The sequence below is a fragment of the Malonomonas rubra DSM 5091 genome (genome assembly GCF_900142125.1).
Classification (GTDB): Bacteria; Desulfobacterota; Desulfuromonadia; order Desulfuromonadales; family Geopsychrobacteraceae; genus Malonomonas; species Malonomonas rubra.
In genome coordinates this window covers 24898-46578 of the sequence record NZ_FQZT01000006.1, presented here as the reverse complement: position 1 = coordinate 46578, position 21681 = coordinate 24898, and the positions used below count along the sequence as shown (strand labels likewise).

The following is a 21681-nucleotide window of genomic DNA, read 5'->3' as shown; positions in this document are numbered from 1 at the left end:
GCAAATCCTCTTCGCGCTAGAGCGGCATCAGACCGGCAAATTTAAGCAACAACTTTTTATGGCCGACCGAGTTGAAGTAGACAGTCACTTTCTGCTTGTCGCCACTGCCCTCCAGGCGGCGCACGGTACCAACACCAAACTTGATGTGACGCACCTTGCTGCCGAGGCGCAATTGGCCAGCCGGGACTTCAGGCTCCTCCGGTGCGGCCGGTTGCGGTTCGGGCTCGTTGATCGGTTCGGGAGCAGGTTCCCTTTTCGACTCCGGCTGCGCCAGGTCGAACAGTGATGCCAGGTTGTGGGTCGGCTCCTGCTTCGGCGCAGCGAACTCGGCGACGTTGTCATCGAGAAACTGGACCGGAATCTCGCCAAGAAAACGACTCGGCGGATTGAACTGGTAGGTACCGTAAACCCGCCGTCGGCGCGCGTGCGACAGGTAGAGCTTCTGCATTGCCCGGGTCATGCCGACGTAGCAGAGACGACGCTCTTCGGCCAACTCTTCCCCGGCATCGCCGGAACGGGAATGGGGGAAAATACCTTCCTCCATACCGGTCATGAAGACCACCGGGAACTCGAGCCCCTTTGCCGAGTGCAGGGTCATCAGGGTGACCCGTTGCTGCGAAGCATCGTAATTATCGAGATCGGTCACCAGCGCCACCTGCTCCAGGTAATCCTGCAGCGAACCATCGGCGGCAGCGTGTTCCTCCATCCCGGCCAGCAACTGCTCGAGATTTTCCAGCCGACCCTTCGCTTCCTGTCGCCCGTCGGCAGTCAATGCCTGCTCCGCTTCCTCTTTCAGTGCAGGTCCGTAACCGCTGCGATCAATCAGTTCGGCCATCAACTGCGGATAAGGCAAGCGTTCCAACATTTCGTTAAACTCATCGATCAGCGCAACAAAAGCGGCCACCCGCTTGGCGGCAGCACCTTTCAAGGTGCCGTTGCCGATGGCAATTCGGCAGGCCGCCAGAAAGCCTCCCGCCTCCTGTTCAAACGCTGCGATCTTCTGCACCGTGGTGTTGCCGATGCCGCGCGCGGGGACGTTGATGATCCGCTTTGCCGCCAGCGAATCGGCCGGGTTGACCAGCAGGCGCAAATAGGAGAGGACATCCTTGATCTCCATTCGCGCGTAAAACTTGACGCCGCCGAACATAACGTAGGGGATGCGGCTGCCACGCAGTGATTCCTCCAGTGCCCGCGACTGGGCGTTGGTACGGTAAAAAACGGCGATGTCGCGCAGGTTGGTGCCGTCGCACTGCAGGCGACCGATCTCTTCGGCGACAAAGCGCGCTTCTTCCATATCGTCGGGTGAAGCTTCAATGTGCAGCGGTTCGCCAACCGGGTTTTCGGTCCAGAGCTGCTTGTCCCGGCGATCCTTGTTGCGACCGACCACCGCCCCGGCAGCGTTGATAATCGACTGGGTGCTGCGGTAATTCTGCTCCAGCCGGATAATCGCGGCATTGGGGAAATCATGATCGAAGTTGAGAATATTGCCGACCTCGGCACCGCGCCAGCGGTAGATCGATTGATCATCATCGCCGACCACGCAGAGGTTGGCGTCGGGGCCGACCAGCAGCTGCACCAAGCGGTACTGCACCCGGTTGGTGTCCTGAAACTCGTCGATCAACAGGTGCTCGAAACGTTCCTGCCAGTGGCGGCGAACCTCCGGAAACTCTTCGAACAAACGTACGGTCAACAGCAGCAGGTCACCGAAATCGACGGCATTGGCGGACTGCATACGGCGCTGATAAAGCGCGTAAAGCTCAACCAATTCCCGTTCATCCGGCCGGGCTTCAAGCAGGAAATCGGGTGTCAGTCCACGATTCTTGGCACTGTCGATGTAACTGGCAGCAGCACGCGGCTTCAGCTGTTTTTCCGCGATGCCCTTTTCTTTCAGCAGATCGCGCAACAGGCGCAACTGATCCTGGTCATCGTAGATAGTGAAGTCACGACTGAAACCGAGGTGTTGGATCTCCTGCCGCAGAATCCGTACGCAGCTGGAATGGAAAGTCGCCACCCAGGGAGATTCGCCATCATCGAGCAGCGCTTCCAGCCGCTCGCGCATTTCCGCGGCAGCCTTGTTGGTGAAAGTCACCGCCATGATTCGCCAGGGCGGCACACCCCGTTCGCGGATCAGGTGGGCGACCCGGTGGGTCAGCGCCCGGGTCTTGCCGGACCCGGCCCCGGCCAGCAACAACAGGGGCCCTTCGCCGTGCAGCACCGCCTGCCTCTGCGGCTCATTCAGTCCGGCCAGCAGATCGCGCATCACTCGTCCTCTCCCAGATTCCTCGCCATCAACGCCCGGTTGTAAGCGGTAATCATATCCCGCCGCGAAATGATGCCGTACAGCTTGCGATGGGTTTCACGGTCGACCACCGGCAGCTGCTCGATGTTACGGTAACCGATCTTGCGCATCGCCGTGTCAAGATCCTCCTCGGGATGTACGGTGACCACCTCTGTGGTCGCCAGTTCTTTGATCACGACCAGGTCCATCAAGTCCTTTTCGAACACCACCCCCATGAAATCCTGCACCGAAATAATACCGGTCAACTCCCCCAGCTCATCAACCAGTGGAAAATTGGTATGGTGGGTCTGCTCGATAAATTTGGCGAAATTCCCCAGGGTCATACTCTCCGGCACAGTTTCAACGCGGCGCGACATCACATCGCCGACCGCCAGCGCCTTCATGATGTTTCGCTCTTTCCCCGCTTCCAGGTCGATCCCCAGCTTACTCAACTCTGCCGTTTCCAGGCTGTCGTTTTTCAGATGACGGGCTATGCTGGTGCCGATAACGCAGGTCAGCATGATCGGAATGATAACCTCGTAGCTGTCGGTAATTTCAAACAGCAGGAAAATCGCCGTCATCGGCGCGTGAGTCGCTGCGGCAAGAAAGGCCCCCATACCGACCAGTGCGTAAGCCCCGGCGGAGAGACCGGCCGCAGGCAGAGCAAAAGCAACCAGCTTGCCGAATGCGCCCCCTGCCACTGCACCGAGGAACAGGCAAGGCGCGAACAACCCGCCCGGCATACCGGAGCCGAGAGTGATCGAGGTTGCGAGCATTTTAATCACTACCAGCCCGGCGAGCAGGTACCAGGCATGATGACCGGAGAGGACGCTGCTCATAAACTCGTAACCATTGCCGAAGACCTGCGGGAACATCATACCGATAATGCCGACGGCCAGACCGCCAAGCAGCAATTTGGCGAACTTGTGCAGCTTGATCCCCTCGATCTTGCCCTTAATGCGCATATGCAGGTCGATGAAACCGGCTGCAAGCCCACCGATGATCAAACCGAGCAGCAGGTAGAGTCCAATCTCCCAGAAATTACCAACAAAATACGGCGGCGCGATCAGCTCGGAATGGTTGCCAAGCAGTGCCCGCGACACAACGGTCGCCATGCCACTGGCGATAACGATGGAGGTGAAGCTGGCCAGTTCGAAAGATGAAAGCAGAACGATTTCGGTAGCAAAAAAGACCCCGGCGATCGGCGCGTTGAAGGTCGCCGCGACGCCAGCAGCAGCCCCGCAGGCGACCAGCACTTTAAGGCGATCACCGCTGACTTTGAACAGCTGACCGAACTGGCTGCCGATAGCGCCGCCGATGGCCGCAATCGGCCCCTCCTGCCCGGCGCTACCGCCGGCCCCGAGGGTGATCGCCGAACCGAAGCCACGGGTAAAGATCGGCCGCAGAGGCAGCTTGGCCCCTTTCAGGTTGACCTTGACGAGAAACCCGGAAAAGCCCCCTTTAAGGTCTTTACCGAAGAAGGCCCAGAGCGGGATCAGCATCAGCGCAGCGGCAACCGGGAAAAACATCACCAGAAAACGCTGCGGAGTCCAGTAAGCGAGAGAGATATCAAAAAACTCCAACCCCTGCTCAAACACCAGCCAGTGCACCAGCTCGATCGTCTTGCGGAACAGGTAGTTACCGAGTCCACCAAGCAAACCGATGATGACAGCAAGAACAATCAGGAAGGTGTTGTCACTGATTTTAAAACGATTCAGCAACTGCGAGATGAAACCGTTCAATAGGCTGAAGGAGGTTGTACGAGGGCGAGAACGTTCTTCGTGCTGCTGATTCTTCGGGGTTGGCATTATAAAAATCTATCTTTATGCGTACAAAAATTTACCACAACAAAACACCACAGGAAAAACCGAGGAAAGACATTTCGAACAACCTCGCCTTTTTCGCTGTATTCGACAAAGCAAACCATGATTTTTACGCCACGGATATCGACAGGTCAAGGAGAATTTCCCTTCGATTTTAATTGTTTGCCTTAATTTGCCAGAGCAGAGTCAGTGACGGGAAAAACGCTGCTGAACGAAGCCCCCCAAAAGCAGCAGAAAAGAGGTACCGAGGCCAAGATATAGCGGCGAAATAAATTGTACCTGCAGCACCCCGGCAACCACCACGGTTGCAGGAGCAAGGAAAATCGACAACACCCCGGCACGCCTCGAAATGCCCTGGCGGAAAAAGACGGCGAACAGCAGTGGGAAACAGATGGTCGCACCGCGCAGCCCCATCGACAAAAAGCTCCAGTCCATGATCGCCGAACCGAGGTTGAACAGCAAAAGCACAAAAGCACCGGCAACCACCACCGTCGTCAGGGTGCGGAAAAAAGCCAGGCTTTCGCTCCAGCGGGAAAACCAGCGTTGCAACACATCGACCTTCAAGGTGGTCGAAACGCCGAGCGCCAGTCCTGACGCCGTACCGACAGCGGCGATCAGAAGCGCGGCGAAAGCAATCCCGGCGAACAGGGTGGGAAAGTTCTGCGAGATAAAAGTCGGAAGCGTCAGGGCGCTGTTCAAGTCGGGGCTGGTTTGGCGCATATAGAGGCCGACAAGAACCCCCAGCAGGCCGAGTGGCGGAATGATCAGAGCACTGACAAAAGCCCCGCTGCGAGCCGTTTTTTGTCCGCTTGCGGAGAAGATCGCCTGCAGGTAAGTCTGGGTCGAAACCACACCGACAATCATCGACAGCAAGTCGGAAATACCCTCCTGCACACCGTATCCGAACAGGCTGAACCAGGGGAAGTCGGGAAAGGGCTCGGCCAAACGGCTTAAACCGCCGGCCTGCTGCAGTGCCAGAATCCCGGCAGCGACCATGGTCAGGTAGATCAGAAACATTTTTATCAGACCGGTACTCCCGGCCGACTTCATACCACCGCCGAGGGTGAAAAAGATTACCAGCAACGCCGAAATCGAGGCGCTCCAGAGCAGCGACAGATCGAACAACACCGCCAGCAGCGCACCGCAGGCAAGCAACTGGGCGACGATCTGAATAAACATGCCGAGAGCGGAAAACAGGCTGGCAGCTACCCGTGCCCGCTCACCGTAGTAACGGGAAATAAATTGCGGAATGGTTTCAACGTTGCTGTTGCGTAGCGGAACAGCGAGAAAAATACCCAGAAAAAGGCAGGCCAGGCCGGCACCCAAGGTGAACCACCAGGCAGAGAGGCCGTAGAGAAAAGCAAGTTGGGCCGTACCGACAGTCGAAGCACCTCCGACCAGAGTCCCGGTTATTGCCCCGGCAACACTCCAGCTTCCCGCCCTGCGTCCACCGAGAGAAAAATCGGCATTGTCGCGCGCCTTGCTTTTGCCGCCCCAGGCAAAAAACAGGATTCCCGCCAGGGTGGCACAAAAAGCGGCTATAAAGAGTGGATCTTTGCCCATTCCATTCCCAGTTCAGCTCCCGCGGGCCAACGTGAAGATTTCTGCACAAGAAAGGCAGCCCTCCCCGCTGTCATGGAAAGGCTGCCTCTCGTCATCAAAAACTCGTAAACCAACAGGCTCTGGTTATTCGACCGTTACCGATTTCGCCAGGTTCCTTGGCTGGTCAACGTCGGTGCCTTTGAACACGGCGACATGATAAGCAAGCAGTTGCATCGGAATCGAAGTCAGCAGCGGCATCAGGTCGTCGTTAATCTCGGGCACACGGATAATGGCATCAACTTTGTCGATCAGCTCACTGTCGTCACCGCTGACGACGGCGATCACTTTGCCGCCGCGTGCTTTGACCTCTTCCAGGTTGGAGACCACTTTCTCGTAGGTATCGTTGCGCGGCACCAACACCACCACCGGCAACTGCTCGTCGATCAGCGCGATCGGGCCATGCTTCATTTCCCCGGCCGGGTAGCCTTCGGCGTGAATATAGGAGATCTCTTTGAGCTTAAGTGCCCCTTCCAGCGCAATCGGGTACTGGTTGCCACGACCAAGGTAGAGGAAATCGCGGGCGTTCATAAACTCGCGCGATATCTCTTCGACATGGCCATCAATTTCAAGAGCTTCTTCCAGTTTCCGTGGCAGAGTCAGCAAGGCTTCAACCTGCTCGCGGCACTGATCTGCGGTCAGCAGACCACGCACCCGCCCCAGCTTCAACGCCAGCTGGTAGAGGGCCACCAGCTGGGTGGTGAAAGCCTTGGTCGAAGCGACGCCGATCTCCGGCCCGGCGTGGGTGTAGATAACACCGTCGCTCTCGCGGGCAATGGAGGAATCGACCACGTTACAGACGCAGAGGGTCTTGCCCCCTTTGCCCTTGGCCTCACGCAGTCCGGCCAGAGTGTCGGCGGTCTCACCGCTCTGGCTGATCAATACCGTCAGGCTGTTCTCGCCGACGATCGGGTCGCGGTAGCGGAACTCACTGGCGATATCGATCTCGACCGGCACACGCGCCAGTTTTTCGATGTAGAACTTGCCGACCAGTCCAGCATGCCAGGAGGTACCACAGGCGATGATGAAGATCTTGTCGAGCTGTTGCAGCTGTTCGTCGGAGAGGCCGATATCCTCCAGGTAGATATCCCCCTCTTCCGCCTGCAGGCGGCCGGCGATGGTATCGGCAACGGCTCGCGGCTGCTCATAAATTTCTTTCAGCATGAAGTGCTTGTAGCCACCCTTCTCCGCCATCAGCGGGCTCCAGGTGATGGTTTTACTCTGTTTCTGCAGCTCGTCACCGGCCAGATCGGTGAAACGCATCTCCTGCTCGGTGAAGACCACCATCTCACCATCTTCGAGAAAGATCATTTCGCGGGTGTGGGAGAGCATCGCCGGGATATCCGAGGCGACGAAGTACTCGCCCTGCCCCTGACCGACGACCAGCGGCGAACCGAGCTTGGCGGCAATCAGCTTGTCCGGTTCCTGCCGGCAGATGATGGCAACAGCGTAAGCCCCTTGAACTTCGTTGAGGGTTTTGCGCACGGCCGTTTCGAAATCGCCACTGCCCTTGTAGTTTTCTTCCACCAGGTGGGCGATGATCTCGGTGTCGGTCTCCGAGCTGAAGTTATGCCCGGCCGCCTGCAACATCTCTTTAAGTTTCAGGTAATTTTCGATGATGCCGTTGTGCACCACGACGAAATCGCCCGCTTTGTGCGGATGAGCGTTGATTTCCGACGGCTTGCCGTGGGTCGCCCAACGGGTGTGGCCGATCCCGCGGCTGCCGGTCGCCGGGGTTTCCCGCAGGATATTTTCCAGGTTGATCAGCTTGCCCTCGGCGCGATAAATCTGCAGCTCACCGTTCTCCAAGGTACAGATACCGGCCGAATCGTAGCCGCGATATTCGAGACGACGCAGGCCATCAATGATAATAGGTGACGCTTGCTGTTGGCCGATATAGCCGACGATTCCACACATAAAAAACTCCTCTTTACTCCCGATGAGTTCGTTCCCCATGGAAAGGATGTCGGTCGCCGGGATGGCGACAGTCAAGCCCCATGGATGGGTCGATGCGACCTTGGAATGGGGAACGAACTCATCTCCCTCCGTTTAAGATTTCTTCGGTTTCTTTTTCAGCGCCCAGCCTTCGATCACCTTCTGCTCGCTGCGCGAGATCGCCAGCGAATCGGCGGGGACATCCTTGGTAATGGTCGAACCGGCGCCGATTAAACTGTTGCGACCGATATTGACCGGGGCAACAAATTGCACGTCGCTGCCGATAAAAACATCATCGTCGATAGTGGTTTTGTGCTTGTTGGCGCCATCGTAATTGCAGGTGATGGTGCCACAACCGAAATTGACGTTTTTGCCGACCTCGGCATCACCGATGTAGGTCAGATGGCTCGACTGCGAACCCTCACCGAGTACCGCTTTTTTCGTTTCGACAAAGTTGCCGATCTTGTTGCTGCCAGTCAGCACGGTGCCAGGTCGCAGGTGGGCCATCGGGCCGATTTTGCAGTCGGGGCCGATCTGCGATTCTTCGATCGCCGAACCGGCTTTCAGGTGGGCGCCATCAGCGATAGTCGAATCAACCACGACAACACCGGTTTCGATGATGCAGTTACGGCCGATTTTTGTCTTGCCGCGCAGCTGCACGTTGGGATGCAGCGTGGTGTCGTTGCCGATCTCGACCCCCTTGTCGACATAAACCGTGGTCGGGTCGATCATCGACACCCCTTCCGCCATCAGCTCGGAGTTGATATGCCAGCGCATCACCGCCTCGGCCTCAGCAAGCTGGCGGCGATCGTTGATCCCCATCATCTGGGTCGAATCGGGGATGACCACGCCACGCACCTTGTGGCCGGCATTCGCCGCGGCGGCAACCACATCGGTCAGGTAGTACTCACCCTGGGCGTTGTCGGTTTTCAGGTTTTTCAGTGCCGAGAAAACAAACTTGGCATCGAAAAGGTAGGTACCGGTATTGATTTCGTTGATGCTGCGCTGCTCCTTGGTCGCATCCTTCTCTTCGACGATCTGGGTGACCTGCTCGTTGGTACGGACAATCCGCCCATAACCGGTCGGTTCCTCCATTTCGGCAGTCAGGACGGTCACGGTTGCCTTTTCATGCTTATGGTAATGCAGCACCTGCTCCAGCACATCGGCCTGCAGCAGGGGGACATCACCGCAAAGCAACAGCAGAGTGCCGGTGAAACCTTCCAGCGATTCGGCCGCACACATCAGTGCGTGGCCAGTACCGAGCTGCTCGGTCTGCTCAACCCAGACGAGATCCTGCCCGGCAAAGGCGTCTTTCACCTGGTCGGCCTGATGACCAATCACCACTGAAATCTGCTCGATCCCGGCCTGCCGGGTCGCATCGAGCGGGTAAGCCAGCATCGGCTTGCCACAAATCGGATGCAGTACCTTCGGCAGCGCCGACTTCATCCGGGTTCCTTTTCCAGCGGCCAGCACAACCGCAGCCAATCCGTTATTCATAAATCTCCCCTGTCATTTATTCGATGAAAAAACGCTTGATTATCACGAAAGGGAAGCAGGCAAGTCAAGCCGTTCCCGGTTAATTCAAGGATATTTAGCAGGATTATTTACAATATTCTAATCATCGAGTATAGTTTGTGTTTCCGGAGGCGATCGGCATGAATGAAAAGCGCGAGCTGGCACACGAGCTTGACGAAATTCAGCAACAGATGAAGGAACTCGAAATCCGCTACGAGCAGTACTTTGCCGGCGTGGAAAAACGGGAACCTGTCAATGACCGCAAGAATATTGCGCGCAAACTGCGCCAGTATGTCAACCGCCGCATTGTCTGGACCGACATGAAGTTCCGCTGTCAGGGGATGATGTCCCGCTTCGCCAGCTATTCCCAGTACTGGGACCGCATCCTCCGGTTGATGGATGAAGGCAAATACCACCGCCATACGGCCAAGCTCCACAAGCCAAGCGTACCGGCAGAACCCCAGAAAGCAGCCGCTTCAAAAGAAAACGAGGCCCAACGCCTGCAACGCGAGTTGGCCGACGCCCGCTCTGCCTGCGGCCTGAAAGGCGCGCCGAGTGCAACCAAAGTTGCCGAGTTTCTCGATGCACAGAAAGAAAAGATTCGCGAGCGCTACGGCGATCGGGATATCGTCTTCAGCGTCGATGCCAGCGACGGCAAGCCCCGCATCAAAGTTAGCCTGAAGAAATAACCTCGCCATCATGCGCATTTCGCTGCCCACTCTGCACGTCCGTCCATCCGCCCAGGCAGTTCCGCTGGCAGCAGGCAACCTGAAAGCATGCCTGCCGGAAAAGCAGCAACCTCAAACAGTCCTGGTCAACCTGTTTCCGGAGCAATCGATCGAAGAGATGTGTGCCACGATCCTGGCCGAAACACCGGACCTGGTCGCATTCTCCCTCTATCTCTGGAATCGGCAGCAGGTTTCTGAGCTCTGCCACCTCCTGCGGCAAAAACGCCCTGGAATCAAACTGGTTGCCGGTGGCCCGGAAGCGAGCGCCGATGCAGTGAATGTGCTGAAAGAAGCAGGGCTGGATGGCATCATCTGCGGGGAAGGAGAGGAGGTTTTTTCCGAACTGGTTGCGACGATGACAAAAGGAAACAACTGCGACCACATCCCCGGCTTTCTCTCTGCAGCACATTCTTCAGCGACTGCCTCAGCAGCAGTCTGTAGCGACCTGGAAAAACTGCCGTCCCCCTGGCTGACCGGCACCCTTACGCTGGAGCCGGGCTGTGGCGTCCTTTGGGAAGTGGCGCGCGGCTGTCGCTTCAACTGTGCTTTCTGCTACGATGCGAAAGGGCATCAGGGCGTTCGCCCACTGCCCGTAGAGCGATTGCGCTCGGAGCTGCAACTGTTCACGGAAAAACAGGTCGGGCAGGTCTGGATACTCGACTCCACTTTCAACGCACCGGCGGAACGGGGCAAGCAGCTGTTGCGGATGTTGCTGGAGTACGCCCCACAGATCCACTATCACCTGGAAGCGAAGGCTGACTTCCTCGACAGTGAAACTGCCGCCCTGCTTGGTCAGCTTTCCTGCTCGGTGCAGATCGGCCTGCAATCGGCACAGGCAGATGTGCTTAAACCCCTGCACCGCAACCTTGATCGCAAACAGATGCAGCGTGCCCTGCAAATGCTGTCGGAGTACAGTGTCACTTACGGTCTCGACCTGATTTACGGCCTGCCCGGCGACACTCATCAGGGCTTCTGCAGCAGCCTCGATTTTGCCCTGCAGCTGCAACCGAATCAGGTTGATATTTTCCCGCTGGCGGTGTTGCCCGGAACCGAGCTTCATCAGAAGAAAAGTGCATTCGGCCTGCACGCGGACAATCGCCCACCTTATCTGATCACGGCGAACAGCAGCTACTCACCAGAAGAACTGGAAAAAACGGCGAAACTGGCAACGGCCACAGATATTTTTTACAACCGCGGCCGGGCTGTCGGTTTTTTCCTCCAGCTCTGCGAGACATTTTCCTTGTCACCGGTCGAGTTGCTGCAGACATTCACCGACTGGCTGCAAGAGCAACAGCAATTGTCCCCAGAACAGAAAACCGATGCAGAACTCTGGCAATCAGGCGATATTTTATGCTTGCAGCAGCAGTTCATCGCCCAATTGCTGAACAAGAAAAAACTGGCAAAACTACAGCCTTTAGCCGAAGACCTGCTCAACTACCACTTCTGCTGTGCAGAGTTGATTTTGGCAGAAAACTGCCGACCAGCAACAAAGGTTCCAGCCAATAAACAGCTGCTGAAACAAAAATGGCTGCTGAACCCGGCCGTAAAGATCCAGCATTTCAATTACGAACTGGAAGAACTGGAAGCATTCGGTGGCGACCCCCTCCCACGCCTGTTCAGGAAACTCGCAGAATCAGCTAACTACGGTATTTTTTTGCAACAGAACGGTGAGCTGATAGCTGAAGGGCTGCAGGACGAATTTGCCCGGCTGCTGCTGCGGGCTGACGGCAACACCCAGACGGCAGATCTGTTGCGCGGTTTTCCCCGCGAGGAAGGGGTGGAGCTGCTGGGATTCGCCGTTGCCCAGGGGATCCTGCTCTCCGTCAACTGATCAAAAAGAAGCCCGGCTGATCGAAATACAGCCGGGCTTCTTTTTTCTCTGCAACCTGTCGAGCTATTTCAATAGCAGGTCGACAAATCCCTGATAGGTCTGGCGTTTGCGCTCGGAACGTCCGTACAGAGTCGACGAAAAGAGCGCGGTCGCCGCATGTTCACCGAGCATCGAGAAGAGCTGGTAATCGATCGATTCAAGCTGCTCTTTCTGGATAAACAGTCGGTAGATCGCCAGCAGGCCGATCATCTGTTCCTGAATAATTAAAGGGATGGCGACAATCGGCTCGTTGATATCGTCCGACCCCTCACCGATCCCTCCCTCGAAAAAGTAGTTTTCACCACTGGCCGCAGTTTCACCGAGAACACCTTGCCCAAGGGGAATTTCCGGGAAGATATCGTCATCCTCAAAGCCTTCGCCGGTTTCGAACTGTAACCGTTTCGTCGCCTTATCGTACAGGAAGACAGCGAATTTCTCGGCACCGACAAAATTGATGACAACCTCTTTGATAATCTCCAGCGTCTCTTCCCGGTCAAGGGTCGAATGCAGCCGCGAAGAGGCAATATAAAGATTGGTCAGGTTGTTGTTGACATCCTCAACCTGCACCAGCTGCTTGGCAAAATCGAGGTTCTCCTGCTCCAGTTCGCCAATCCGGCGCATCGCCTCATCCTGCTCGGCGCGTAGTTTGACGCACTCTTCCTCCAGAGTCAGAATCCGCTCGCCGAGCTTTTCATCAATCTGCTCTTCTTCGAGTTCTTCGCCTTTTTTCGCCTGAATCAAACTGTTGAGCAGCTGCTTGCTCTGCTGATCTGGGTGGAGGAAATAGACGCCACAGCCATCTTCCGTTTTCTCGTCCTGGCGCTTGATTTTACCGTAAAGAACCAGCGGCGTCCCTTCTGTCGACTCCAGCCGGATTTCGATGCCGCCCTTTTCACTCAAAGGCTCGGCCGATTTCAGGTGGATACCGCTGAAAGAAATATCCTGCGCGCTGGCAACATGCAGCTTGCCCCCCTCACGGACCTGCACCGGCAGCTTGACCGGAACGCGCTGATCTTTGCGGCGGGTCAGTTGACCGAGCAAGCGTTTTACTTTTTCCTGCAGCTCCTGTTTGTTGACCGGCTTGGTGATGTAGTCGTCGCAACCAGCCTGCAGACATTGCTGCACCTCTTCCGGTTTGCCCGCGGCAGTCACCATGATGATCGGCAATTTCTGCCATCGCGGATTTTGTCGGATCAGGCGACAGACCTCGTCACCGTCCATCCCTGGCATATAAAAATCGAGCAGAAGCAGATCGGGGGCAATTTTATCGAGGCGTTGCAGGGCCTCTTCACCAGAGGACGCAGTGACCAGGTCGTAGCCATAGCCGTCAAGGTAGGATCGTTCCAGTTCGAGAAACAGGTCGACATCATCGACCAGCAGGATTTTCGGCATCAGCAGTCTCCTTGGAAAGTGCTGATAAAGACTACCCGACAAATTAAAAAAAGTAAAGGTTCCCCGCCGTCAGCGGCAAGGAACCTTTAATAAGGAAAAGAGAGAGTGAGTGATGCTTTCTTTCGTACTATGCGACCTTGGCCGTATCCTGCAGGTAGCGCGGACGCTCGGCCAGAAAATTAACAATCTCATCAACCTCGGGAACGCGGCCGGCAATACGCAACTGATCATCAATCAGCAGCGCCGGAACCACGTAGATGCGGTTGTCGATCATTTTACGGGAATCGTTGAACTGATGAACTTCAGCTTCGACACCCAGTTTATCAAGAGCTTCGCGGACATTTTCTGCAGTTCCACGGCATGCTTCCGGTTTGTCAGGCTTGCAAACGATATCTATACGCATGATGTCCCCCTTTGATAAGGTGATCTTATACATAACCAATTTAGTCAGATTATACGTGCTTTTTTTTCTTTGGCAAGTATTTTCGCACGCCAGATAAGAATTATTATTTTTTCTTTTCTATTCTCACCTGCAGACCATCCTCACCCAGGCCAACATGTACAGTCCCTGCCTCTCCGATCTCACCGGAGATCAACGCCCGCGCAATCTGCGTTTCCAGCTGATGTTGCAGGAAGCGCTTGAGCGGCCGGGCTCCGTAAACCGGGTCATAAGCCGTTTCAGCAATATAACTGCAAGCCTCTTCCGACAACTCTAAAGACAGACGCCGTTCGGCCAGACGCTGGCGAATTTCGTCGGTCAGCAGCTGCACGATCTGCAGAATTTCACCGCGACTGAGCGGCTTGAAGATGATGGTATCATCAACCCGGTTGAGAAACTCCGGGCGGAAATTCTGCCGCAGCGCCATTTCGACCTGCAACCGTACCGACTCGGGAATCTCGGTCCCTTCGATCCCATCGAGCAACTGCTGCGAAGCGATATTCGAGGTCATGATAATGACCGCGTTCTTGAAACTGACAGTCCGCCCTTTCGCATCGGTTGCACGGCCGTCGTCGAGGATCTGCAGCAGCACATTGAAAACATCCGGGTGTGCTTTTTCGATCTCATCGAACAGGATCACCGCATACGGCTGCCGCCTTACCGCTTCCGTCAACTGTCCACCTTCCTCGTAACCGACATAGCCGGGAGGCGCACCGAGCAATCGACTTACAGCATGCTTTTCCATGTACTCCGACATATCGATGCGGATCAGGTTCTCCTCGCTGTCGAACAGGGCCTCTGAAAGGGCGCGCGCCAGCTCGGTCTTGCCGACACCGGTCGGCCCGAGGAAGATGAAGGAGCCGATCGGCCGCTTCGGGTCTTTGATCCCGGCGCGGGCACGAATCACCGCGTCGGCAACGCGCTGTACCGCTTCGTCCTGACCGACCACCCGCTGGTGCAGGATTTCATCCAGTTTCAGCAGTTTCTCCCGCTCGCTCTCAACCAAACGGGTCACCGGGATACCGGTCCAGCGGGCGACAATCTCAGCGATCTCTTCCTCTGTCACCTCTTCCCGCAGCATCTTTTCGCTGTCGTCGGTGGTCTGTAGTTCCTGCTCCTGAGTTTTCAGCTGCTGCTCCAGCGCCGGAAGCTTGCCATGCTTCAGTTCGGCAGCACGGTTCAGGTCATAGGCCCGCTCCGCTTCTGCAATGTCGAGCCGCAGCTGTTCGATCTCTTCACGCAACTGCTGCACGCTGCGAATACCGCCCTTTTCCAGCTGCCATTGAGCCGACAGGCTTTGCTCCTGTTCACGCAGATCGGCCAGCTCTTTTTGCAACACGTTCAAGCGCTCCCGACTGGCAGCATCCTTTTCCTTTTTTAACGCTGCTTCCTCGATCTCCAGCTGCATCAGGCGCCGGGTGATGGCGTCCAGCTCGGCCGGCATCGAATCGATCTCGGTACGGATAGTGGCGCAGGCTTCATCCACCAGGTCAATCGCCTTGTCCGGCAGAAAACGATCAGCGATGTAGCGGTGACTCAGTTCAGCCGCCGCGACCAGTGCGTTGTCCTGAATGCGGACACCGTGATAAACCTCGAAGCGCTCTTTCAGCCCACGCAGGATACTGATTGTCGATTCAATATTCGGCTGCTCCACCAGAACCGGCTGAAAACGCCGCTCCAGCGCGGGGTCCTTTTCCAGATACTGGCGATATTCATCCAACGTGGTCGCACCGATACAATGCAGTTCGCCGCGAGCCAGCATCGGCTTGAGCATGTTGCCGGCATCGATCGCCCCTTCGCTTTTGCCGGTGCCGACGATGGTGTGCAGTTCGTCGATAAACAGCAGAATCCGCCCGGCACTGTCGTGAATTTCTTTCAGAACAGCCTTCAACCGCTCTTCGAACTCGCCACGATACTTGGCACCAGCCACCAGTGCGCCCATGTCGAGGGAATAGACCGTTTTGCCTTTCAAGCCTTCCGGCACGTCGCCACGCACAATCCGGTGCGCGAGGCCTTCGACGATCGCGGTCTTGCCGACCCCCGGCTCGCCGATCAGCACCGGGTTGTTCTTGGTTTTACGCGAGAGAATACGGATCACCCGACGGATCTCTTCATCACGCCCGATGACCGGATCAAGCTTGCCGCTTTTCACCTCTTCCACCAGGTCACGGCCAAATTTTGCCAACGCTTCGTATGTCTCTTCCGGATCCTGACTGGTCACCCGCTGGTTGCCACGAATTTCGGTCAGCCCCTGCAGCATGCGGTTGCGGTCGATTTTCAGTTTCTGCAGCAAGCGACCTGCCGCAGTCCTTTCTCCTTCAGCGGCCACAGCAAGAAGAATGTGCTCAACGCTGACGTATTCATCCTTCAGCTGTTTCGCTTCCTCGCTCGCCTGTAGCAGCAGGTTGCCTAAGCGACGACTGGCATAAAGCTGGCCACTGTCGGCACCCGGTCCACTGATCGACGCCCGCGACTCCAGCTCCTTGCGCAAGCCACCACTCACTTCTTCGAGGGGAACCTGCAGCTTTTGCAGCAAGCGCGGCGTCAAGCCATCCTGCTGCTCACATAACGCCAGCAGCAGGTGTTCGCCATCGATTTCGGCATGGCCGAAACGTAGCGCCAACGCCTGTGCAGCCTGCAGCGCTTCCTGTACTTTTTGCGTGGTTCGATTGAGGTCGATCATCTTCTTCTCCTGAAAATCTTTTTATCGCTATGAATTATCCGGATGCGGACAGAACAAGCGAGTCAGCCAAATAATTATACCCGGCATTTGCCGATGAGCCTGAAAAAAGGGCCGGAAGTTCCACCTCCCGGCCCTTGTCTGTGTTAATGCAGAGTTTTCACTTCTATCCGCTTCGGTTTGGCTGCTTCTGTTTTTGGCAACCTCAGCTGCAGGACGCCATCCTTCAACTCGGCGGTCCCCGCGTCGGCATCAATCCGCTCTGACAGTTTAAACTGGCGATAGTAGGCCTTTCGAGCGACTCCCTCGACGGCGGCCTGTTCCGCCTCCAGGGTAAGAATGCCGCGCTCAACCTCCAGATGCATATCCTGTTCGGTCACGCCTGGCAGGTCGGCCAGCACTACCAGCTCCTGCTCGCTTTCATAGATATCGACATCCGGGGTGAAGCGCTGCAGCGGCAACGCGCGTTCAACTTTTTCCAGCTTCTGCTCTTCTCTATTGATCATCTGCTTGTCAGTCATTTCCATCTCCTTTTGGCGATCTATTTTCAATTCAACGGTTAAGCTGTTTTGACAGCAATTTTCTTTGGCAGCGCCGATGCCGCCTTTGGCAGGACCACGCGCAAGATGCCCTGCTGGTACTCTGCTTCAACCTTTTCGGCGTCGATGTTAGCCGCCAACTGCAGGTTTCTTTCGAACTGACCACGACTTCTTTCGCGGCGATGCCAGTTCGCCGCTTCCGGAATATCCGGACGGGCAAATTCACCAGCCAGGGTCAGGCGACGACCAAGCACCTTGATATCGATCTTCTCTGCATCCAGACCAGGCAGAACCGCTTCAACCTGAAAAGCATCACCCTGATCTTTCACTCTAATTTCACCAGATTGCGGCATATCGCAGCTCGCTGCCTGAAAACCGAGGCCACGGAAAAGCTGCTCCATTTCACGCTGCATATTGTCCATTTCGTGAATCATCTGTAATCCGAACATCTGTATTCCTCCTTTTGGAATGTCCTTTGTGGGTTGTTTCGTTTCGCTTGTGCCAGGCTATATATCAAACTCAATGCCAATCCGTGAAAACCAGAAAAACATCGAAAATTCAGTGATATAAAAAATACGGAAAAAGACAGAGAGGAAAGTTGCGACGTCACAGGCGTCGCAGGAGAGCTTAAGTTGCGACAGTTGCGACGTCGCAACTTAAAAGAAAAAAGAGAAAACTCAGGAGAGCTGTTCGCGAGTGAGGTTTAAACGGGAAAGATGGCGGTAGAGGGTTGCACGATGCACCCCCAGACGCCGGGCGGCAGCAGTCAAATTACCACCGCAGGCCCGGTAAGCGGCACGGATCGCCTCAGCTGTCAGCTCAGCCCTGATGCCACGCCCTCGGCCGGACGCAACGATATCAGCCTCGACCACCGATACCGGGGAAATGGAATCCTGATCCTGGTAAGGAATGACCATCGGCAGGTTGTCAGCCGGAGCGGGCCGCGAATCCATAACTGCGTGCGCAGGCGGTGCCGCAGAGGCGAACTGCTGCCGCTCCTGGATCCACTCACCGAAAGCACGTGCACCGATCGCTTCGGTCTCGGCTTCGACCACCACCCGCTCGATGACGTTGCGCAGTTCACGTACGTTGCCGGGCCAGAGGTAGGATTGCAGCAGACGGATCGCCTCGGGCGTAAAGCGCTGCACCCCTTTGTTGTATTTGCTGTTGAAATGCTGCAGGAAGCGCTCGGCCAGCAGGGAAATATCTTCCCTGCGTTCACGCAATGCCGGGATATGGATACGCAAGACTGCCAAACGATGATAGAGATCGGCGCGAAAACGATTTTCAGCCACCGCCTGTTCCAGTGGCACATTAGTGGCGCCAACAATGCGGACGTCGACCTGGTGGCTCTTTTCGCTGCCAACCCGCTGTACCTTGCCATCCTCCAGCACACGCAGCAGCTTGCTTTGGGTATGCAGTGGCATATCGCCGATCTCGTCAAGGAACAGGGTGCCGCCATCGGCCCGCTCGAAATAGCCGCGATGCTCTCGCACCGCCCCGGTAAATGCGCCGCGCTCGTGGCCGAAAAGCTCCGACTCAAGCAGCTGGTCGCTGATAGCAGTACAGTTGATGGCAGCAAACAGACGGGAATGACGCGTACTCTCTTCGTGCAACGCCTGGGCAACCAGCTCTTTACCGGCACCGGTCTCGCCAGTGATAATCACGGCGGCATCAGATGGACCGTAAAGTTGAATCTTGCGGAACACCTCGCGCATCGCCGCACTTTGTCCGACCAGGTTACGGAAGCCGATTTCCTGTCGGCTGGCCGTCGTCTCCCGGCGCAAAGTAACCCGCACCAGTCGGCCGAGATAATCATCCGTCAGTCCGGCAAACTGTATATCTGCCAAAAACTCCGGTTGCTCAGGAAAAAGACGAATTTTGACGTCACTCAAATCCTGCCCGCGCTCGAGCACCTCGGTTGCGAGTTCAAGCAGCGAAGGGACGGCATCGGCAAACAGGTGCTCGGCCGAACGCCCTCTCGCCTGCAGCGGGTCGATGCCCAGCCAGGCGGAAAGCCGTTCGGAAAAGCTTTTAACCTGCCACTCGCCATGCCCCCAGAGCACCAGCACAAGATCAGGCGCAACAGCGGGGAGGCGTTCTGAAGAAGGAATGTGATCGGTCATGGGAGAAAAATATCACAGAATTGACAAGAAACAAAAAATGAACTGACCATCGCGATCGCTCAAGTCGCCAGCAACTCCGGCATCACATCAACAGACGATTAGAGGCTTAGTGCCGCTGGCGGATGCTGCCACATCCACCAGCGGCGTGCCACAAAAACCTAATGGGAGGCTTTAATTATGGCATTGCTGAATTTAGCAAAAAAAATGGATAAATAAAAACATTCCTCATTTTCTGGGAATTATTCATCCAGGCAGTATCATTTTTTCTGCCCCAGCGAATGCCGCCCTAAACCTGTTCCTGGCCACTTTTCAGCGTGCCGAGCTGTTCCTGTAACTGGCTGGAAATTCTTATCAGAGCATCACTTTCATCGGAGTCGAGTTCTATTTTTTCCAGCTGTTCCAGTTGCTGCTGCGAAATCCCCACCCGGCGCTGAAAGTCTTTCAGCAACAGGTTGATCTGCTCAGCCACCGCCATAACCTGATCGCCTTCACGCAACCTGATCCGATAAGTCAGGTCGCCACTTGCAATTACGTGCCTGAGATCTTCTTCGATGCGGTAGAGTCCACCGGCAAAGGGTTTGGGGAAAAACAAGCTGGCGATGACCCCGCAAAGCAGGCTGATAAGGAAAGAAACACTGACGATCGGCAACAGCATATCGAGAAAATTCCGTGCTTTGACATGAAACATTTTGAACGAACCAGTGATCTCCTGGTTGGCATAATGAAAATAGATCGCACTACTGAGCAGAAGACAGACAAATAGAATCGAGCTGATCCTGACAATCATACCGAGCTGCATTTTGCGATTGATGGAAAAATTCAACAGTTTGCGATGATAACGCCGAGAAGTGATCATGGCAGCTCCTTTAATCGCGGAACATGGTGCTCGGTGAACTGTTCTTGTACTTGTAATGACAGGTGACACACAGCTGGGTTTTGATTTGCGTACGAACCAGCATCTCCCCGGGACCGCCATGCGGATCATGGCAGGTGACGCAGGTCAGCATGCCCTCGACCGTCGGCAGCGTTTCCGGAATCCGCACATCGCGACCACTGTAAAGACGCACCGGGTGCGAGGTGCCGAGATCAGCCTCCGAGTGGCACTGGTAACAGACGGTGATCGCCTGCTCCTCCGGCGACCGCAGCGGCGGATGCGTCTGCTGACCGTCTTCTGCCGAAGCTTCGATAACCTCTGCTTCCTCAAGCAGTTCAAGCTCAAGCCAGCTGTAGTAAGGCTGTGCTGTCTGCCAGGAAACCACCGCGGTATCAGCGCTGACCAACTGAATTTTCAGTGCCGCGATATTGGCCCCGACAACGCCACTCAGCCCATCTGTGACCAGCATTTCCGGGTACTCAGTCAGCTCGGCCAAACGCAATCCCAGCCAACTGCTGGCGGCAAAGGGCTCACCCGGCTGTTCGCCAAGCTGCAGGCGAAAACGGTACAGCGCGGACGGCTGCAGGCCAGCCAATGTGACAAGATGGTCATATCCGCTGATATCACCGGCAAAGCTTTGCCGCTTACGCCAGAGAGGCTGTTGATCGACCAGCAGTCCGGTCTGCGGCAGACTCTCAGACTGGGCTGACCATTCGGCATCACCGGCCCGGTGACAGATGCTGCACTGACGTTCAAAAACCGGCGGATGGATCACCTGCTGCCGCAGGGCGTCATTATAGATCTCGACGTGGCAACGGATGCACTGCTCATCCTGCGCATCTGCCTGCTGCGCAACCGTGGAGCGATCACGGATCAGCAGCAGGCCGATAACGACAATCGTCATTATCAGCAGCCCTCGCCTCAGCCGTCGCTCCAGGTTATTTCGCCTGCCTTGCCACCTCATGGCAACTCCGTCTCCAGGGTTTACTCTTCGATGTTAAATTGCTGCACACGGTGGTTTTCAGTATCGGCAATAAAGACCTGCCCTTCAGCTCCAACGCTGACCTGGCTCGGATAATAAAGCTGACCATCACTCCAACCGGTGCTCAGCTTGCGGCCACTAAAACCACCATCCGGACCGATGACCGCGAGGCCACTGCCATACTTATCGACCAGCAGCAAGCTCCCGTTCGTCGCAGCAAGACTGACCGGAAAGTTGGTATAGTCTTTCAGGTTATCGCTCCAGAGGGTGAACGCTTCCTCGCCCTTGTTGGCGCGGTAAATCCTGCCGCCGACACTGTCGAGCAGGAACAGCTGGCCCTGCGGGTTGACAGCGACATCGGAAAAGAAGCCCTCCCCGTCTGGAAACAGCAGTTCCCGCTGCAGACTCCCGGCTTCATCCAACAGCAGGACCCGGCTGCTGAAGAGATCGAGCAGCAGCCATTGACCATCCGGAGTCCGTTTGAAACTGCGCGGGACAACGCGCTTATCGCCTGCCCCTTTGACCTTCAAAGTCGCCTTCTGCTTGCCATTGCGATCAAGAATCAGCACCTGCCGCTCCAGTCCGTCCAGCACGTAGAAATCTCCATTGCTGGCCAGCTCCACCATCAGCGGAAAATTCTGCGGCAACGGCAAGACCCGCTCGGGGGTCACAACCCCGGCGGCGTATTTAAATGTCAGCACGCGCTTGGCCCCACTGTCGGCAACCAGCAACCGGTCTCCGCTCATCGTCACCCCGGCCGGATGCTGTAAGGGTCCGCCCTCGGCATCGGTATAAATACTACCGGCGTATCTCAATCTCAGCTGAGCGGCGACCGCCGGCTGACAAACCATCGTAAGCAGGACTGCAACAAGAACTATAAAAAGAACGTTTTTCATCGATC

Annotated in this window: 16 protein-coding genes; 2 read left to right on the top strand and 14 right to left on the bottom strand. The window is 56.1% G+C overall.

Annotated elements, in window-relative coordinates:
• Positions 1-16: 16 nt before the first annotated feature.
• From BUB13_RS09615 to glmU, 5 genes are all read right to left on the bottom strand, one after another.
• Positions 17-2260 carry an ATP-dependent helicase gene (locus tag BUB13_RS09615; protein ID WP_072908342.1) on the bottom strand — a complete coding sequence of 748 codons (2244 nt, stop codon included), beginning with the start codon at positions 2258-2260 and terminating at the stop codon, positions 17-19.
• Positions 2260-4086, bottom strand: a complete 1827-nt coding sequence (locus tag BUB13_RS09610; protein ID WP_167366812.1) for a chloride channel protein — start codon at positions 4084-4086, stop codon at positions 2260-2262. The genes BUB13_RS09615 and BUB13_RS09610 overlap by 1 nt, the downstream gene beginning before the upstream one ends.
• A gap of 201 nt (positions 4087-4287) precedes the next feature.
• Entirely contained in the window at positions 4288-5664 is a 1377-nt protein-coding gene (locus tag BUB13_RS09605) for a sodium:solute symporter family protein (RefSeq protein ID WP_072908340.1), read from the bottom strand.
• 123 nt (positions 5665-5787) lie between these two features.
• Entirely contained in the window at positions 5788-7617 is a 1830-nt protein-coding gene (gene glmS, locus BUB13_RS09600; protein ID WP_072908338.1) for a glutamine--fructose-6-phosphate transaminase (isomerizing), read from the bottom strand.
• Positions 7618-7749: 132 nt separating this feature from the next.
• Complete coding sequence (gene glmU, locus BUB13_RS09595) at positions 7750-9132, bottom strand: bifunctional UDP-N-acetylglucosamine diphosphorylase/glucosamine-1-phosphate N-acetyltransferase GlmU (RefSeq protein WP_072908336.1); 1383 nt, start codon at positions 9130-9132, stop codon at positions 7750-7752.
• A 158-nt stretch (positions 9133-9290) separates the two neighbouring features.
• On the opposite strand from glmU, the gene BUB13_RS09590 reads away from it, so the two are divergent.
• Positions 9291-9839, top strand: a complete 549-nt coding sequence (locus BUB13_RS09590) for an MXAN_5187 C-terminal domain-containing protein (RefSeq protein ID WP_072908334.1) — start codon at positions 9291-9293, stop codon at positions 9837-9839.
• Between the two features lie 10 nt (positions 9840-9849).
• Positions 9850-11709, top strand: a complete 1860-nt coding sequence (locus BUB13_RS09585; RefSeq protein WP_072908332.1) for a B12-binding domain-containing radical SAM protein — start codon at positions 9850-9852, stop codon at positions 11707-11709.
• A gap of 63 nt (positions 11710-11772) precedes the next feature.
• On the opposite strand, the gene BUB13_RS09580 is transcribed toward BUB13_RS09585, so the two are convergent.
• From BUB13_RS09580 to BUB13_RS09535, 9 genes are all read right to left on the bottom strand, one after another.
• Positions 11773-13140, bottom strand: a complete 1368-nt coding sequence (locus tag BUB13_RS09580) for a response regulator (protein WP_084091962.1) — start codon at positions 13138-13140, stop codon at positions 11773-11775.
• 127 nt (positions 13141-13267) lie between these two features.
• Positions 13268-13543: a thioredoxin family protein gene (locus tag BUB13_RS09570; protein ID WP_072908330.1), complete on the bottom strand. Its 276-nt coding sequence runs from the start codon at positions 13541-13543 to the stop codon at positions 13268-13270.
• Between the two features lie 103 nt (positions 13544-13646).
• Entirely contained in the window at positions 13647-16259 is a 2613-nt protein-coding gene (gene clpB / locus BUB13_RS09565; RefSeq protein ID WP_072908656.1) for an ATP-dependent chaperone ClpB, read from the bottom strand.
• Between the two features lie 146 nt (positions 16260-16405).
• Positions 16406-16780 (bottom strand): Hsp20/alpha crystallin family protein, encoded by a 375-nt coding sequence (locus tag BUB13_RS09560; protein ID WP_072908328.1) that lies wholly within the window; start codon positions 16778-16780, stop codon positions 16406-16408.
• Between the two features lie 38 nt (positions 16781-16818).
• Positions 16819-17247, bottom strand: a complete 429-nt coding sequence (locus BUB13_RS09555) for an Hsp20/alpha crystallin family protein (protein ID WP_072908326.1) — start codon at positions 17245-17247, stop codon at positions 16819-16821.
• 228 nt (positions 17248-17475) lie between these two features.
• Positions 17476-18924, bottom strand: coding sequence for a sigma-54 interaction domain-containing protein (locus BUB13_RS09550; RefSeq protein WP_072908324.1), 1449 nt, complete (start codon positions 18922-18924; stop codon positions 17476-17478).
• A gap of 286 nt (positions 18925-19210) precedes the next feature.
• The gene (locus BUB13_RS09545) at positions 19211-19780 is read right to left on the bottom strand and encodes a methyl-accepting chemotaxis protein (RefSeq protein ID WP_072908322.1); all 570 of its coding nucleotides are present in this window, start codon (positions 19778-19780) and stop codon (positions 19211-19213) included.
• Positions 19781-19790: 10 nt separating this feature from the next.
• Positions 19791-20762 carry a cytochrome c3 family protein gene (locus tag BUB13_RS09540; protein WP_084091958.1) on the bottom strand — a complete coding sequence of 324 codons (972 nt, stop codon included), beginning with the start codon at positions 20760-20762 and terminating at the stop codon, positions 19791-19793.
• Between the two features lie 20 nt (positions 20763-20782).
• On the bottom strand, positions 20783-21676 hold the full coding sequence (locus BUB13_RS09535) for an NHL repeat-containing protein (RefSeq protein ID WP_072908318.1): 894 nt from the start codon (positions 21674-21676) through the stop codon (positions 20783-20785).
• Between the last annotated feature and the right edge of the window lie 5 nt (positions 21677-21681).

Coding starts and splice junctions, on each gene's coding strand:
- BUB13_RS09555 (WP_072908326.1), bottom strand. CDS start 17,247: ATGTTCGGATTACAGATGATTCACGAAATGGACAATATGCAGCGTGAA.
- BUB13_RS09545 (WP_072908322.1), bottom strand. CDS start 19,780: ATGATCACTTCTCGGCGTTATCATCGCAAACTGTTGAATTTTTCCATC.
- BUB13_RS09615 (WP_072908342.1), bottom strand. CDS start 2,260: ATGCGCGATCTGCTGGCCGGACTGAATGAGCCGCAGAGGCAGGCGGTG.
- glmU (WP_072908336.1), bottom strand. CDS start 9,132: ATGAATAACGGATTGGCTGCGGTTGTGCTGGCCGCTGGAAAAGGAACC.
- BUB13_RS09610 (WP_167366812.1), bottom strand. CDS start 4,086: ATGCCAACCCCGAAGAATCAGCAGCACGAAGAACGTTCTCGCCCTCGT.
- BUB13_RS09535 (WP_072908318.1), bottom strand. CDS start 21,676: ATGAAAAACGTTCTTTTTATAGTTCTTGTTGCAGTCCTGCTTACGATG.
- glmS (WP_072908338.1), bottom strand. CDS start 7,617: ATGTGTGGAATCGTCGGCTATATCGGCCAACAGCAAGCGTCACCTATT.
- BUB13_RS09550 (WP_072908324.1), bottom strand. CDS start 18,924: ATGACCGATCACATTCCTTCTTCAGAACGCCTCCCCGCTGTTGCGCCT.
- BUB13_RS09605 (WP_072908340.1), bottom strand. CDS start 5,664: ATGGGCAAAGATCCACTCTTTATAGCCGCTTTTTGTGCCACCCTGGCG.
- BUB13_RS09580 (WP_084091962.1), bottom strand. CDS start 13,140: ATGCCGAAAATCCTGCTGGTCGATGATGTCGACCTGTTTCTCGAACTG.
- BUB13_RS09585 (WP_072908332.1), top strand. CDS start 9,850: ATGCGCATTTCGCTGCCCACTCTGCACGTCCGTCCATCCGCCCAGGCA.
- BUB13_RS09560 (WP_072908328.1), bottom strand. CDS start 16,780: ATGACTGACAAGCAGATGATCAATAGAGAAGAGCAGAAGCTGGAAAAA.
- BUB13_RS09570 (WP_072908330.1), bottom strand. CDS start 13,543: ATGCGTATAGATATCGTTTGCAAGCCTGACAAACCGGAAGCATGCCGT.
- BUB13_RS09540 (WP_084091958.1), bottom strand. CDS start 20,762: ATGAGGTGGCAAGGCAGGCGAAATAACCTGGAGCGACGGCTGAGGCGA.
- BUB13_RS09590 (WP_072908334.1), top strand. CDS start 9,291: ATGAATGAAAAGCGCGAGCTGGCACACGAGCTTGACGAAATTCAGCAA.